Below are 14,215 nucleotides of genomic sequence, written 5' to 3' on the forward strand. Positions count from 1 at the left end.
TGTCATGCCGGACTTGATCCGGCATCCAGCCATTAAGTGCATAGGTAGAGCATTGAGTTTGTACGGGTGAGAGCGGAAACTGGCCTGATCGTCTTCGTAACGATGTTGGCTTGGAGCAGGTACGCAACTAAGACCGGCAAAGGCGAATTGATAGCAAGGCCTTTGTCTCAGCCTCGAACAGTGGTTTTGCATCCACGCTTGTCAGACGGGACAAGCGCAAGCGTGGGCCGGTATCCTATCGAACTGGAAGGAAAGGATAACCTCCATAGCATCGCGGTCTAACTGTAGATGAGAGTATACGCCGTCGCAGAATAACGGAGCACCAAATGGCAACGGCTCCCTGCGCTTCACCGCCAGAGAGCCGTCATATTTCTTCCGTTATGAAGACCTTTAGCGCGGTAGGTTGGAGCTGCCAGTCAGGTACTCGTCGATAGAGCGGGCGGCCTGACGGCCTTCACGAATAGCCCAAACAACCAGAGACTGGCCTTTGCGCACATCACCTGCTGCAAACACACCTTCCATGCTGGTGGCGTAGCTGTCCGTGTCTGCTTTCACGTTGGTGCGGGCATCCAGTTCCAGATCGTCGCCAGCTTCCTTGATGTAGGTGTTCATCTCAGGACCAGAGAAACCAATTGCCGCCAGAACCAAATCTGCCTTCAAGATGAACTCGGTTCCAGCCAGTGGCTTACGAGCTTCGTCAACGCGGGCGCATTTTACGCCGACCACTTCGCCGTCCTCATTGCCAACGACTTCCAGCGTTGCCGCAGAGAATTCACGCTCTGCACCTTCTGCCTGAGAGGTGGACGTGCGGAACTTTGTAGGCCAATACGGCCAGAAGGCCATTTTGTCTTCTTTGGCCGGTGGCATCGGACGAATGTCCATCTGGGTCACAGAGAGCGCACCCTGACGGAAGGCTGTTCCCACACAGTCTGAGGCCGTATCACCGCCGCCAACAACAACAACGTGCTTGCCGCCCGCCCATACTGGTTCTTCCCTGCCTGCAGGCTCACCGCCAACGCGTCGGTTCTGCTGTACAAGGTAAGGCATGGCGTACATGGCGCCTTTCAGGTCCATACCCGGAAGGTTTGGATCGCGCGGACGCTCGGCACCAGCGCAAATCAGCGTGGCGTCATGACGTTCACGCAGCTCCTGCATGGTCATGTCCTTGCCAACTTCGCAGCCGTAGTGGAAGGTAACGCCTTCACCTTCCATCTGCTCGACGCGGCGGTCGATGTAGTGTTTTTCCATTTTAAAGTCTGGAATGCCGTAACGCAGAAGGCCGCCAGCTTTTGGTTCACGCTCGTAAACGTGAACCGTATGACCCGCGCGGGCCAACTGCTGCGCTGCTGCCATACCCGCAGGACCTGCGCCGATAATCGCAACGGTCTTGCCGGTTTTATGGGCTGCTGGTTCCGGTTTGATCCAGCCGCTTTTAAATGCTCGGTCAGCGATAGCCTGTTCTACAGTTTTGATGGAAACAGGAATGTCTTCCAAGTTTAGCGTGCAGGCTTCTTCGCATGGCGCTGGGCAGATGCGGCCTGTGAACTCCGGAAAGTTGTTGGTAGAATGCAGGTTGCGTGCCGCTTCCTCCCAATCACCGGAGAAGACCAGATCATTCCAGTCTGGAATCTGATTGTTAACCGGACAGCCAGTCGGGCCGTGGCAGAACGGAATGCCACAGTCCATACAGCGCGCTGCCTGTCGCTCAACCTCTTGGGTTGGCAGCGGTACGGTAAACTCACGGAAGTGCCGGATGCGGTCAGCCGCTGGCTGGTACTTCTGTTCCTGACGGTCGATTTCAAGAAAACCGGTAACTTTTCCCATATCGCTCCCCTTTACTCAGCTGCGGCCATGCCGAGGCGGTTTTTCTGCATTTCTTCAAGTGCGCGGCGATATTCAACCGGCATTACCTTTACGAACTTGGAGCGGTAGGCCTCCCAGTTCTCCAAAATCGCCTGAGCCTTTTGGGAGCCGGTGTAAGTAATGTGATCCTTGAGGATCGACTGGATACGCTCGTTATCGTGGGCGGTCATATCGGCTTTCAGGTCCACACGGCCCTTGTGCTCAATATCGCCGCCGTGGTGGTGAAGCTTTTCAAGCAGATCATCTTCTTCCGTGACCGGCTCAAGGTCCACCATGGCAAGGTTACAGCGACTGCGGAACGTGTTGTCCTCGTCCAGAACGTAAGCCACACCGCCAGACATACCAGCCGCGAAGTTACGGCCCGTTTGGCCGATGACGATTACAACGCCGCCCGTCATGTACTCGCAGCCGTGATCGCCTACGCCCTCAGCGACAGCGGTGGCGCCGGAGTTACGAACCGCAAAACGCTCACCTGCGACGCCGCGAATGTAGCAGGAGCCTTCGGTTGCACCGTAAAGCACGGTGTTACCGGCGATGATGCTTTCTTCTGGCTTGATGCGAGTGTTGTGCGGTGGGCGCACGATGATACGGCCACCGGCAAGGCCCTTGCCGACGTAGTCGTTGGCATCGCCCTCAAGGTCCAGCGTGATGCCGCGTGCCAAGAAGGCTCCGAACGCCTGACCGGCGGCACCGTTCAGTGACACGTGGATGGTGTCGTTCTTCAAGCCCTTGTTGCCATAGCGCTTTGCCACCTCACCGGAAAGCATTGCCCCAGCGGAGCGGTCCAAACTCTTGATTGTCTGTGTAATGGAAACCGGTTCTTTGCGCTCAAGGGCAGGGGCTGCCTGCTCAATAAGCTTGCGGTCCAGCACATCATCAATCGGGTGGTTCTGGGTTTCTGTCCATCGGCTCTTCTCGTCCGATGCGTCAGGACGGTAGAAAATGCGGGTGAAGTCCAGACCCTTGGCTTTCCAATGGTCAATTGCCTGCTTTTTATCGAGGTAATCGGAGTGACCGACGATCTCTTCAAGGCTGCGCATACCCATTTCAGCAAGCAGCTCACGCACTTCTTCCGCCACATAGAAGAAGTAGTTGATCACATGCTCTGGGGTGCCTTTAAAGCGCTTGCGCAAGACAGGGTCTTGGGTGGCAATGCCAACCGGACAGGTATTGAGGTGACACTTGCGCATCATCAAACAACCCGCTGCAATCAGCGGTGCGGTTGAGAAGCCGTATTCGTCAGCCCCCAGCAGAGCGCCGATGACCACATCGCGGCCCGTACGCAAACCGCCGTCTACCTGCAGGGCAACGCGTGAACGCAGGCCATTTAGAACGAGGGTCTGCTGCGTTTCAGCTAGGCCCATTTCCCAAGGCGAGCCTGCGTGCTTAAGCGAGGTGAGCGGGGATGCGCCAGTGCCGCCGTCATAACCGGATATGGTGATGTGGTCTGCACGGGCCTTTGCAACGCCTGCTGCAACAGTGCCAACACCAACTTCTGACACCAGTTTGACGGAGATATCCGCCGCCGTGTTTACGTTCTTCAGATCGAAGATCAGCTGCGCCAAGTCCTCGATAGAGTAAATGTCATGGTGCGGCGGCGGCGAGATAAGCCCCACACCCGGTGTGGAGTGGCGCACCTTGGCGATAACAGCGTCAACCTTGTGGCCCGGCAGCTGGCCGCCTTCTCCGGGTTTTGCCCCTTGTGCCACCTTAATCTGGATCATGTCGCCATTGACGAGGTACTCGGTGGTCACACCAAAGCGGCCAGAGGCAACCTGTTTGATTGCAGAACGCTCAGGGTTGGCAGAGCCGTCAAACAACGGGTTGAAGCGCTCTGGCTCTTCACCGCCTTCACCGGTGTTGGATTTGCCGCCTATTCGGTTCATAGCAACGGCCAGTGTGGAGTGCGCCTCTTTAGAGATAGAGCCGAAGGACATCGCGCCGGTAGAAAAGCGTTTTACGATCTCCTCCGCCGATTCCACCTCATTGATCGAGATCGGTTCACGGCCCAGCTCGTTCGCGGATTTAATGCGGAACAGGCCACGGATGGTGTAGCGGCCGTTCTGCTCGTTCACTTCCTTGGCAAACTCGCGGTATTTCTCCGGCAGGTTCTGACGAACGGCGTGCTGAAGATGGGCGATGTTATCCGGCGTCCACATGTGGCTTTCACCGCGGATACGGTAGGCGTATTCACCGCCAACATCCAGCGAGCGGCGTAGGATTGGAATATCTTCAAACGCGTTGTGGTGACGCTCTTCTGTCTCGCGGGCAACCTCAGTAAGGCCGATACCTTCAATGGTCGTTGCAGTGCCGAAGAAGAACTTTTCTACAAAGGCGCTATTCAGGCCAACAGCGTCAAAAATCTGTGCGCCGCAATATGACTGATAGGTGGAGATGCCCATCTTGGACATAACCTTGAGGATGCCCTTATTGATGGATTTGATGTAGCGGGTGACGACTTCCTGCTCGTCCACCTCTTCTGGCAGCAGACCTTCTGCATGCATGGAGCGCAGAGTTTCAAAGGCAAGGTAAGGGTTCACCGCTTCCGCGCCATAGCCTGCCAGAACGCAGAAGTGATGCACTTCGCGGGCTTCACCTGTTTCAACCACAAGGCCAACTGAGGTGCGCAGGCCCTTGCGGATCAGGTGGTTATGGACAGCCGCTGTTGCCAGCAGCGCCGGAATGGCAATGCGGGCACGGGAGATGAGGCGATCAGACAGGATGATAATGTTGAAACCTGCATGAACGGCTTCTTCTGCAGCATGGCATAGCGCCTTGAGCGCCAACTCCATGCCTTCCGCGCCCTTTTCAGATGGATAGGTGATATCCAGCGTCTGGGTTTGGAACTGGTTGTCCTCCCGCTCGCCAATGGCGCGTACCTTTTCAAGATCAGCGTTGGTGAGGATCGGCTGGCGAACCTCAAGGCGCTTGGAGTTGGAAAGGCCTTTCAGGTCAAACAGGTTTGGGCGTGGGCCGATGAACGACATCAAGCTCATGACCAACTCTTCGCGGATCGGGTCGATAGGCGGGTTGGTTACCTGCGCGAAGTTCTGTTTGAAGTAGGTATAAAGCAGCTTCGATTTGTCAGAGAGGACCGAAACTGGGGTATCGGTGCCCATGGAGCCGATTGCTTCCTGACCAATGGTTGCCATTGGCTGCATGAGGAGTTTCAGGTCCTCCTGTGTGTAGCCGAAGGCCTGCTGACGGTCGAGCAGCGTTTCACCGGCAACGGGTGCACGCTCGCGTACCTGCGGCAGGTCTTCCAGAACGATCTGTGAGCGGTACAGCCAATCCTTATAAGGGTTTGCGGTAGAAAGCTGGTGCTTGACCTCGTTGTCGGAAACAATGCGGCCTTCTTCCAGATCGATCAGCAGCATTTTACCCGGCTGCAGACGCCACTTCTCGACGATCTTCTCTTCTGGGATAGACAGCGTGCCGACCTCGGATGCCATGATAACAAAGTCATCGTCAGTCACGATGTAGCGGGCAGGGCGCAGGCCGTTACGGTCCAGCGTCGCGCCAATTTGCAGGCCGTCGGTAAAGGCTACCGCTGCCGGTCCGTCCCACGGCTCCATCATCTGAGCATGGTATTCGTAAAAGGCTCTGCGGTTTTCGTCCATCAGCGGGTTGCCTGCCCAAGCCTCAGGGATCAGCATCATCGCTGCATGAGAGAGGGAGTACCCGCCCATGACGAGGAATTCGAGTGCGTTGTCAAAACACGCCGTATCGGACTGACCTTCATAGGAGATCGGCCAGAGCTTGGAGATGTCTTCGCCAAATAGCGGCGAGGAGACCGAAGCCTGACGCGCAGCCATCCAGTTAACGTTGCCGCGAAGGGTGTTGATCTCACCATTATGGGCAACCATGCGGTACGGGTGCGCCAGATCCCATGAAGGGAACGTGTTGGTGGAGAAACGCTGGTGAACAAGGGCTAGTGCCGATGTAAAGCGCGGGTCTTTGAGATCTGCATAATAAGCGCCAAGCTGATAGGCTAGGAACATGCCTTTATAGACGATGGTACGGCTGGAGAACGAGACAATGTAATAGCCGTGCTCTACCGCATCGGATTTGGCGCGGATGCTGTTGGAAATAACCTTGCGCAGCACATAAAGACGGCGCTCAATATCCAGACCACTGACAAGATCGGGCGTCGTAATGAAGAGCTGGCGGGAAACTGGTTCTGTGCCTGCAACATCCGGCTCTTTGGAAAGGGAGGCATTGTCTACCGGCACATCGCGCCAGCCAAGAATGTCAAAGCCTTCTGCTTTCACGCAGCCTTCAATTTCAGCAATACAGGCTTTGCGGCGCTCTTCATCCTGAGGCAGGAAGAAGAAGCCAACGCCGTATTTTCCCGCCTCCGGCAATGTGAAGCCGCATTCTCGCGTCTCTTCCTTAAAAAACTCGTGGGGGATCTGCACCAGCATTCCGGCGCCGTCACCCATCAAAGGGTCTGCGCCAACCGCACCGCGGTGGGTGAGATTTTCCAGAATCTGAAGACCGTTTTCGACAATGCTATGAGATTTCTCACCCTTCATTTGGGCGATGAAGCCTACACCACAGGCATCATGCTCCTTTTGGGGCATGTAGAGACCGTTGCGCGCTGCTTCGCGACGTTTCTCATGAACGGTGCCTACTGAGGTTGCTCTCGTCATGGGTGCCGTTTCCTCATACTTACATCGCCGCCTTTTGCCCCTAAGCGCCTCAGGCTGCGCAACGTTACTTTTTGTGCTCTTCAGGCAACTTTCCCGTTCGGGTCGCGTGTTAAACCCACGCGGCTCGTTCGAAGTCCGGCAATTCGGATCTGTCGAATGAAGAGCGATTGTATCGGGAACCCGCTTGGTCGGGTTTCCTCGTGTCATTTGGTCGGCTCGCGGTGCCGTCTAGGCGCTCACAACTTTTGTGATCAAAGTTGATTTCGAGCGGTGTCTTCCGACCTTCGAAGTGATCCTAGCACACAATAAGGCTAATCACCTACCTCTCAAAGGACAGGAGAGCTGTCCTATATTTAATTGATAAGCCAGAGTTTGTGCAACTGCTAATATGCGAGGTATTAGGGCAGTTGTAGGTATAGGGTTTCAATTTTATGCAAAATCTGAATGAAAATTGGAACCTGTTTGCCTTAGGTGAAATAAACTTCCCTAAAGTTACAGTTTTAAGTCTGATATTTCCTTTTTTATCATGCCGCTCGCGTGAATGTAACGGGGCTTTGATTTCCTGTTGAGCAGGAAAGTCGCCAAACTTTTGGACATGCAGCAAAATTATTGTTGCTTTCACTCGATCCGGAGGAGACCACGAATGTCGACGAAAATTCTCTCATCAGCCGTAATTGCAGGCGCAGTAGCTACCGCCGTGGCTGGTATGAGTGCCCCAACCGTTGCCCATGCCGAAGCAAAAGAGAAGTGCTATGGCGTGTCTATGGCAGGTAAGAACGATTGTAAGGCCGGTGCTGGCACCACATGCGCGGGCACTTCTACCGTAGACTATCAAGGTAACGCTTGGACCCTCGTACCAAAAGGCACTTGCGAAACAATGGAACTTCCAGATGGCCGTAAGGGCTCATTGGCTCCTTTGGACCGTGATCTGCCGAAAGCTTAATTATCTAGTTGTCTAGATGACTGCGGCGGCGGGTGTTCTGCCGCCTTTGGTCATTTTGGTTTGTTTTGAGGGGATGGGCGTTATGTCAGATCGTGAACCCTATGAGGTTATAAAGGTTCCTAGCCGAAGTGGTGTAGGGCTGAAGGCCGAGCATTATCACGATATTCTGGAACAGAAGCCATCTATGGGCTTCTTTGAGGTTCATGCCGAAAACTATATGGGCGCAGGCGGACCGCCACATGCCTATCTTGAGGCTATCCGGCGTGACTACCCATTGTCTCTACATGGGGTTGGACTTTCCATCGGCGGGGCAAGGCCGCTTGATAAAGACCACCTTGCACGTTTGAAGCAGGTGCATGATCGCTATCAACCGGGGCTCTTTAGCGAGCATCTGGCTTGGTCATCTCATCAGCCTGCCTACTTCAATGATCTTCTTCCGCTCCCCTACACCAGCGAGACCTTAGCGCGGGTAGTTGAGCACATCGATGAGGTGCAGTCGGTTATCGGTCGGCAAATGCTGCTGGAAAATCCATCGACTTACGTTGTGTTTGAACAAAGCGAGCTGGAAGAAACGGAATTTCTGCGCGAGATCGCAAAAAGGTCCGGCTGCGGATTGCTGCTGGACGTGAACAACGTTTTTGTTTCGGCGTCCAACCATGGGTACTCGCCGGAAGAGTATTTGGAAGCGTTTCCGGTAAGCCATGTTGGTGAAATCCATCTAGGCGGTCATGCGCCTGATGAAGACGAATTCGGCCATACACTGCTGATTGATGCTCATGACAGGGAAGTCAGCGATCCGGTCTGGGCACTCTACGCCAAGACAATCAAGCGCATTGGCGCACGCCCAACTTTGATTGAATGGGATAGCGATATCCCGACATGGGCTGTTTTGTCCGCCGAAGCCCAGAGAGCCGACGAGATTTTGCGTGCTCACGAAAATGGAGGGCAGCCTGTTGCAGCAGAATAAGCACAGTAGCGTCCATTTGAATGTAGAGCATGCCTTTGCTGAGGGGCTTCTCAATCCATCTGCCGCCGTTCCCGAGGGAGTTCTGGGGCGTGATGGTGAAGTTTCTGCCAAACGGTACGGTGTTTACCGCAATAACGTGGTTAGCAGTCTTGTTGGTGCTTTGGCTGCCAATTTCCCTGCGATCCAGAGATTGCTGGGAGCGGACTACTTCAAGGCGCTCGCGGCAGAGTTTATTCGCCATCACCCTCCGGTACAGCCCGTCCTTTCCGAATATGGAGGCGGGTTTGCTGATTTCATTCAAAGCTTTCCGCCGCTGGCATCTTATCCCTACCTTGCAGATGTTGCCCGCATAGAATGGGCATGGCTGAGCGCCTATCACAGTGCTGATGCGCCCATTTTGGATGCGCAGAAGTTGGCGTCAGTTTCGCCTGAGGACATGCCGCGGGTCGTTCTTGTGCCTCACCCTTCAGCGTCGCTTCATTTTTCCGAGTTTCCGGCTGCGAGCATCTTCCTGCAGAACAGAGAGTTTGCGCAGATGGAGAACAGTGAGCAAAGGCCTCAAGCCGTAGTGGTTTGCAGACCGGAAGTTGCGGTCAACATCGCTTGGATTGAGCCTGCTGATTTCACATTCGCATCAGCGCTTTTTGAGGCGCGAACACTTGGGGAGGCGGCAACTTTAGCAGCTTCCGGCGGAGGCGGCTTTGATCTCAACAGAGCGCTTCAGGCGCTGCTGGCCGCGCAAGTTTTTCAAGACCTTGAAATTAGGAAATAAAACCGGAGTGAAGAGGAACTACTATGGGTATCGTTCGATTTTTTGCCGGACTTTATAATGGCTTCTTTTATGGCATTGAGCGGCTTGCCGGAGATTGGTTTTTAGGAGCTGTGGCGCGGTTTGTGTTTGCAAGCACATTGCTCCTTTATTTCTGGAATTCGGCGATGACCAAGATAGGTCCTGGACTTTTCGGATTTCTGGAACCGACGACCGGAGCGTATGCGCAGATTTTGCCGCAGATAACCGAGGCCGCCGGATATGACACCACGGCTATTGCCTTCTTTCCTTACGGCTTGATTGTTATTGCAGGAACGCTGGCCGAGATTATCCTGCCCGCTCTTGTGGTTTTGGGGCTGTTTACGCGGGCTGCCAGCCTTGGCATGATCGGCTTTCTCATCGTGATGAGCTATGTGGATATTGTGGGTCATGGCGCGGATGCAACTGCTATCGGCGGACTGTTTGACGGCAATCCTTCTGGTTTAATTCTAGATCAAAGAATGTACTGGGGTTTTGTACTTCTCTACCTTGTGGTGCGTGGCGCTGGTGCACTGTCGCTTGACGCGATTTTCTCCAGTGGGACGAAGGATCATCCACGCGGAAAAACCGAGGTAGGCGGCGCGTAATTGTCCTTGCGTGCCAGTATTTACGTGATATGTCGAGCGCATGATTTTTTCGAGTGATAATTGGGCTGGCGCGACAGAGGCAGTAATGGCTGCACTTGCACGCCACACTAGCGGCTTTGCCCCCGCTTATGGTGTAGATCCGCTCAGTCGGTCCATTGAAGCGAAGTTCAATGAAATCTTCGAGCGGGAAGTTGCGGTGTTTCTGGTGTCTACCGGAACGGCGGCGAACTCGCTTGCGCTTGCACAGTATGCGCGCCCGGGTGGCGTGATCTTCGCTCACCGCGAAGCGCATATCGTCGTTGACGAGTGTAACGCACCAGAATTCGCGACCGGCGGAAACAAGATTTTCCCGATTTTCGGTGCTGATGGCAAAATCACGCCAACCGGTCTTGAACGAGCAATGAACGCTGTGCCGGAAGGCGTTGTGCACCACGGTCAGGCTGCTGCGGTTTCTATTACGCAGGCAACCGAAATCGGAACGCTCTACACGCTGGACGAAATCGGTGCGATTTCCGAAACAGCAAAGTCTCGCGGTCTGCCATTGCACATGGACGGCGCTCGTTTTGCCAATGCGCTGGTTTCTCTGGATACAACGCCAGCGGAAATGACTTGGAAGCAGGGCGTTGATGTTCTGTCTTTCGGCGCGACGAAGAACGGTTGCTGGTGTGCGGAAGCAGTTGTCTTCTTCAACCCTTCCGAAAGCCGCGGCTTTGAATACCTTCGCAAGCGCTCTGCTCAGCTCTTCTCCAAGAGCCGCTTCATTTCTGCGCAGTTTGAAGGTTACTTCGAAAATGATGGCTGGCTGGAAAGTGCCCGTCACGCTAACCAGATGGCGCAGGTCCTTGCAAAGGGCCTAAGTGCTGCTGAAGGTGTGCGTCTTCCGGTTTGGCCTCAGTCGAACGAAGTGTTCCCGATCATCTCCAAAGCACAGGCTGAAAAGTTCAAAGAAGCCGGTGTTGGCTTCTATGAATGGCCTGCTGAAGGGCTTTCTGAAGGTGAAGTTATGATCCGCCTTGTGACCAGCTTTGCGACAACGCAGGACATGGTAATGCGGCTGTTGGGCCTTCTTGACTGATAAGCATTTGAAAGGGCGCCCCGTGGGGCGCCTTTTTTGTTACTGGCGTGCGAGTGCCATTAGCTCAAGCGCTGCTTTCAGCGTTTTCGGATTCACGCCGTTTACAAGGTCATCTGTTGGTGCTGCACTTGTCTGCCTAGCTGCTTGGTTACCATTGGCCGCGTCGGTTTGCTGGCTGGATTGCAGCTGAGGCTGCACCATTTGAACGGCCTGAACTCCTTGAACCTGCCCACCTGCAGCATTGATCGCTTTGAGTGCATCCCCAAGGTCAGAATAGGTCTTAAGGTCGCCATCACTATTTGCCTGCTTCAACTCAAGCGAATTCATTTTGATCAGTTTGTTGAATGCCTCACTTGCCAGATCTGCATTATCACCGAAGCCTAGCTCTTGCAGATACTGTGAGGCGATTGCAGCAAGGCTCGGGGGCCTGTCGTCATAGTGATAGCCTGTGCTGCTCATCATTTGTCGTTGCCGCGTTTGCGAGAAGGCGGGATAGGCTTTAGCAAGGTTGAAAACCTTGGAGGTGTCAGGTTTTGGGATGAGCGCGGCAATCTCCACGTCTGCAAAAGGGCTGCCATCGATATCCGTTAGGTCTCGAAGGATCACGAGGCCGCAGCCTGCTAGGTCTTTTCCCAGCGTTGCATTGCCGTTGTCTGTTACGGCCTTAACCGCAGACACAGTGGAGTTATTGGTAAGCGTAGAAAAGTCGTAGAAATTGAACGACTGTAAAGCGGCGTCGCTAGGCTGGCCTTCCATGGATTTTGATGCGAGGCTTAGCGCTAGGCCCGTCTCCATCAACGTATGATGATACTGCAGTACCATTGTTGCGATTGGTATGAGTTCATCGCCTTGTTTGATCGCCGCTTTAGCGCCTTCTACCAAACTGGGCTTGCTGAATTTATCTTTCCAGTAATAGGCGAGCACTGCCAACGCATCAGTTGTGGTGCCGGAAATATCGGCTCCAATGTAAGGGCCATAGTATCGCTCCATGTAGGCGACGACACTTCTATCCATCAGCGTGTTTTTGAAAATGCCCAAATCAGGCCATCCGCTAAGGGGGAAGTCTTGAATGGATACGCGAGCACGATTGGTTTGCTTGTTGAAAGCTGGCTGCGGGCGTAACCCATCTCTAAATTCGTTCAGCGGGTTATCCTTGCCGAGGTTCTCGATGTACTCACCCGCATATCTTAGCGCGTCACCAATAGCAAAGAGATCGTAGATCGTATCAGCGCTATCAAATTGGTTGAGGCGCATTATTGCATTGTCGAGGGCCTCTTTTGCAGCTTTCGGCGGATCAGCCGGAGCAAGGCCCGTTAGCCATGTTTTGAAGGTATTGGCAAAGGCGCTCGCGGAGAAAAAGTAACTGGACTGCGACGCGGTTGATGAAAACAAAGCCGATCTCAGAACTTCCACCATGGTTGAGATCTGGGCGGATTTTAAAATGTTGCGCGCATCTTGTACCGCGCTGCCATACAAAATAATGGGAGCCTGCATCTTCCCCTCCATTCATAAAATGCCAATTGGCAAAATGAAAACCTCATTAGGAAGACGGGCAGGGCGCTTGCTTGTGAAGCACAAACGCAAAGCGCCCCGTTCGGGATTAACGGGGCGCATGGGGTGTTGGTCGCCTGACGGGGAGAATCAGTGGGAGTCGCGACCAGGAGGAAGGCAGAAACGGCCTTTTATTTTAGTGCGTGCTTTCACCTTCAATCTGCTTAGGTGTTGTGCCTTCGCCAGCTTTGATTTCAATGCGGCGAGGTTTTGCAGCTTCTGGAAGCTCGCGAAGCAGATCAATGTGAAGCAAACCGTGCTCCAAGGAAGCGCTGGATACGATTACGTATTCGGCGATCTGGAAATGACGCTCGAAGGCTCGGGAGGCGATTCCGCGATACAGAACCTCTCTGTCACCGGATTCGGCAGCTTTTTCGCCGCGAACTGTGAGGGAGTGTTCCTTCACTTCGATGCTCAGTTCACTTTCCTTAAAGCCCGCAACTGCCATGGTGATACGGTACTTGTTCTCTCCGGTCCGCTCGATGTTGTAAGGGGGGTAAGCGGAGTTCTGTTCTCCACCTTTGGAGTCCAGATGATTGAACAGTCGATCAAACCCGACGGTTGAACGGTACAGCGGTGTGAAATCAAAATGTCTCATGGTTTTGTCCTCTCTTGAGCAACAAAGATTGGAGGCTATTTGCCCCTTGGTTCAGTCTTTCCGACCATTCCCATTCGTGGCGAATGAGCCGGTAACAGACCCGTCTTCGGCGCCTGTACCTAAACATTTATGATGGGGTTTTCCGGTTTCAAGAGAGGTGGAGAAAAATTAATTCGCCGCTGAATAGTACATGAACAGTTGCTTCCGCTTCGGTTCAAAGAGCCCGCGCTACCTTGGCTTCAATTGATCACTTGTGATCCCAAGCTGGAGGAGCCGGAAGATGCGCAAGAACATTATCGTAGCCCAGATCGCGGGTATTTTGATTTCTGGCGGCATGACCATGAACGGGGCCAGTGCAGAAATTCTGCCAACCGTTTTAACAAATTCGTCCCAGACTCAGATCGCTGCAAACGTTGAACAGGTTCATCACAGAAAGTGGCGCGGACATAGAATTTCCGAGCGCCGCGCTGTGCGTATTGCCAAGCGAATGGGCTTTCGCAAAATCTTGGCGGTTCGTGACAAAGGCGACGTTTACGTTGTGCGTGCCAAGGCCCCGCATCGTTACCGCGCACGCATCGTAATCAATGCCTTTAACGGTCAGGTTATTGCGGTGCGCCCAATCCACAAACGACCAAACTATGGCTGGTACGGCCACTGGCACTAAGTGTCTCTACTTTCAAAAGTTATACCCGCCCACTGCATCATGAACGCTAGATGAACGAGTGCTTCCGAAAGCGTTCAAACTGGGCGGGCTATACCAACATTCAGAAAAACAAATCCAAGATTAAATTAACAAAAAATCGGTAAGAAAATGTTGTCACTTCGTCGTTGCCTGAGCGCGTCTATCCTACTTGCTGCTGCTTCCACTATGGCTGTTCCTGCGTTTGCGGCGCAGGCTCTGCCAATCGCACCTGCTGTTGCATCTGCTGCTGATGTCGCCTCCATGAACATGGTTGAGGTTCACTATCCGGTTCACCACCGCGTAAACCGTAAGGAAGCTCGCCGTATCGTTCGCCGTCAGGGTTATGCTCTGATCAAGAGCATCGAACGCCGTGGTGACCGCTGGGTCGTTCGTGCAAGCCGCACCAAACTGGGCGCACACACCTGGCGTATCGTTGTGAGTGCTCGCAACGGTCGCATTCTCAGCGAAGTCCGCGTTCGCTAACCGATT

At 53.9% G+C, this 14,215-nt stretch carries 11 protein-coding genes; 7 read left to right on the top strand and 4 right to left on the bottom strand.

Going from position 1 to position 14,215, the window contains the following annotated elements; all coding sequences use genetic code 11:
• Positions 1-390 precede the first annotated feature (390 nt).
• Entirely contained in the window at positions 391-1,824 is a 1,434-nt protein-coding gene (locus tag E1162_RS04620; protein WP_155127530.1) for a glutamate synthase subunit beta, read from the bottom strand.
• An 11-nt stretch (positions 1,825-1,835) separates the two neighbouring features.
• Entirely contained in the window at positions 1,836-6,515 is a 4,680-nt protein-coding gene (gene gltB, locus E1162_RS04625) for a glutamate synthase large subunit (RefSeq protein ID WP_155127532.1), read from the bottom strand.
• Between the two features lie 643 nt (positions 6,516-7,158).
• Here gltB and E1162_RS04630 point away from each other — a divergent pair.
• From E1162_RS04630 to E1162_RS04650, 5 genes are all read left to right on the top strand, one after another.
• The gene (locus E1162_RS04630; RefSeq protein ID WP_155127535.1) at positions 7,159-7,458 is read left to right on the top strand and encodes a BufA1 family periplasmic bufferin-type metallophore; all 300 of its coding nucleotides are present in this window, start codon (positions 7,159-7,161) and stop codon (positions 7,456-7,458) included.
• 82 nt (positions 7,459-7,540) lie between these two features.
• Positions 7,541-8,425 carry an MNIO family bufferin maturase gene (bufB, locus tag E1162_RS04635; RefSeq protein ID WP_155127538.1) on the top strand — a complete coding sequence of 295 codons (885 nt, stop codon included), beginning with the start codon at positions 7,541-7,543 and terminating at the stop codon, positions 8,423-8,425.
• Positions 8,412-9,197 carry an HvfC/BufC N-terminal domain-containing protein gene (locus tag E1162_RS04640; protein ID WP_257098673.1) on the top strand — a complete coding sequence of 262 codons (786 nt, stop codon included), beginning with the start codon at positions 8,412-8,414 and terminating at the stop codon, positions 9,195-9,197. The genes bufB and E1162_RS04640 overlap by 14 nt, the downstream gene beginning before the upstream one ends.
• Positions 9,198-9,220: 23 nt before the next feature.
• Positions 9,221-9,820, top strand: coding sequence for a DoxX family protein (locus E1162_RS04645; RefSeq protein ID WP_155127544.1), 600 nt, complete (start codon positions 9,221-9,223; stop codon positions 9,818-9,820).
• 40 nt (positions 9,821-9,860) lie between these two features.
• A complete protein-coding gene (locus E1162_RS04650; protein WP_155127547.1) occupies positions 9,861-10,895 on the top strand; it encodes a threonine aldolase family protein in 1,035 nt (344 codons plus the stop codon).
• Positions 10,896-10,934: 39 nt separating this feature from the next.
• On the opposite strand, the gene E1162_RS04655 is transcribed toward E1162_RS04650, so the two are convergent.
• Both E1162_RS04655 and E1162_RS04660 read right to left on the bottom strand, forming a co-directional pair.
• Entirely contained in the window at positions 10,935-12,389 is a 1,455-nt protein-coding gene (locus E1162_RS04655) for a hypothetical protein (RefSeq protein ID WP_155127550.1), read from the bottom strand.
• A gap of 193 nt (positions 12,390-12,582) precedes the next feature.
• Positions 12,583-13,044: an Hsp20 family protein gene (locus E1162_RS04660; protein ID WP_155127553.1), complete on the bottom strand. Its 462-nt coding sequence runs from the start codon at positions 13,042-13,044 to the stop codon at positions 12,583-12,585.
• Positions 13,045-13,324: 280 nt separating this feature from the next.
• Here E1162_RS04660 and E1162_RS04665 point away from each other — a divergent pair, with 280 nt between their 5' ends.
• Both E1162_RS04665 and E1162_RS04670 read left to right on the top strand, forming a co-directional pair.
• The gene (locus E1162_RS04665; RefSeq protein ID WP_155127556.1) at positions 13,325-13,708 is read left to right on the top strand and encodes a PepSY domain-containing protein; all 384 of its coding nucleotides are present in this window, start codon (positions 13,325-13,327) and stop codon (positions 13,706-13,708) included.
• A gap of 147 nt (positions 13,709-13,855) precedes the next feature.
• The gene (locus tag E1162_RS04670) at positions 13,856-14,209 is read left to right on the top strand and encodes a hypothetical protein (RefSeq protein WP_155127559.1); all 354 of its coding nucleotides are present in this window, start codon (positions 13,856-13,858) and stop codon (positions 14,207-14,209) included.
• The last annotated feature ends 6 nt before the right edge of the window (positions 14,210-14,215 follow it).

The organism is Pseudovibrio flavus (assembly GCF_009711345.1).
Taxonomy (GTDB): domain Bacteria; phylum Pseudomonadota; class Alphaproteobacteria; order Rhizobiales; family Stappiaceae; genus Pseudovibrio; species Pseudovibrio flavus.

Bases quoted from the DNA above. Each gene is read 5' to 3' on its own strand.
- bufB (WP_155127538.1), top strand. From the start codon at position 7,541: ATGTCAGATCGTGAACCCTATGAGGTTATAAAGGTTCCTAGCCGAAGT.
- E1162_RS04670 (WP_155127559.1), top strand. From the start codon at position 13,856: ATGTTGTCACTTCGTCGTTGCCTGAGCGCGTCTATCCTACTTGCTGCT.
- E1162_RS04645 (WP_155127544.1), top strand. From the start codon at position 9,221: ATGGGTATCGTTCGATTTTTTGCCGGACTTTATAATGGCTTCTTTTAT.
- E1162_RS04620 (WP_155127530.1), bottom strand. From the start codon at position 1,824: ATGGGAAAAGTTACCGGTTTTCTTGAAATCGACCGTCAGGAACAGAAG.
- E1162_RS04660 (WP_155127553.1), bottom strand. From the start codon at position 13,044: ATGAGACATTTTGATTTCACACCGCTGTACCGTTCAACCGTCGGGTTT.
- E1162_RS04655 (WP_155127550.1), bottom strand. From the start codon at position 12,389: ATGCAGGCTCCCATTATTTTGTATGGCAGCGCGGTACAAGATGCGCGC.
- E1162_RS04665 (WP_155127556.1), top strand. From the start codon at position 13,325: ATGCGCAAGAACATTATCGTAGCCCAGATCGCGGGTATTTTGATTTCT.
- E1162_RS04630 (WP_155127535.1), top strand. From the start codon at position 7,159: ATGTCGACGAAAATTCTCTCATCAGCCGTAATTGCAGGCGCAGTAGCT.
- E1162_RS04650 (WP_155127547.1), top strand. From the start codon at position 9,861: ATGATTTTTTCGAGTGATAATTGGGCTGGCGCGACAGAGGCAGTAATG.
- gltB (WP_155127532.1), bottom strand. From the start codon at position 6,515: ATGACGAGAGCAACCTCAGTAGGCACCGTTCATGAGAAACGTCGCGAA.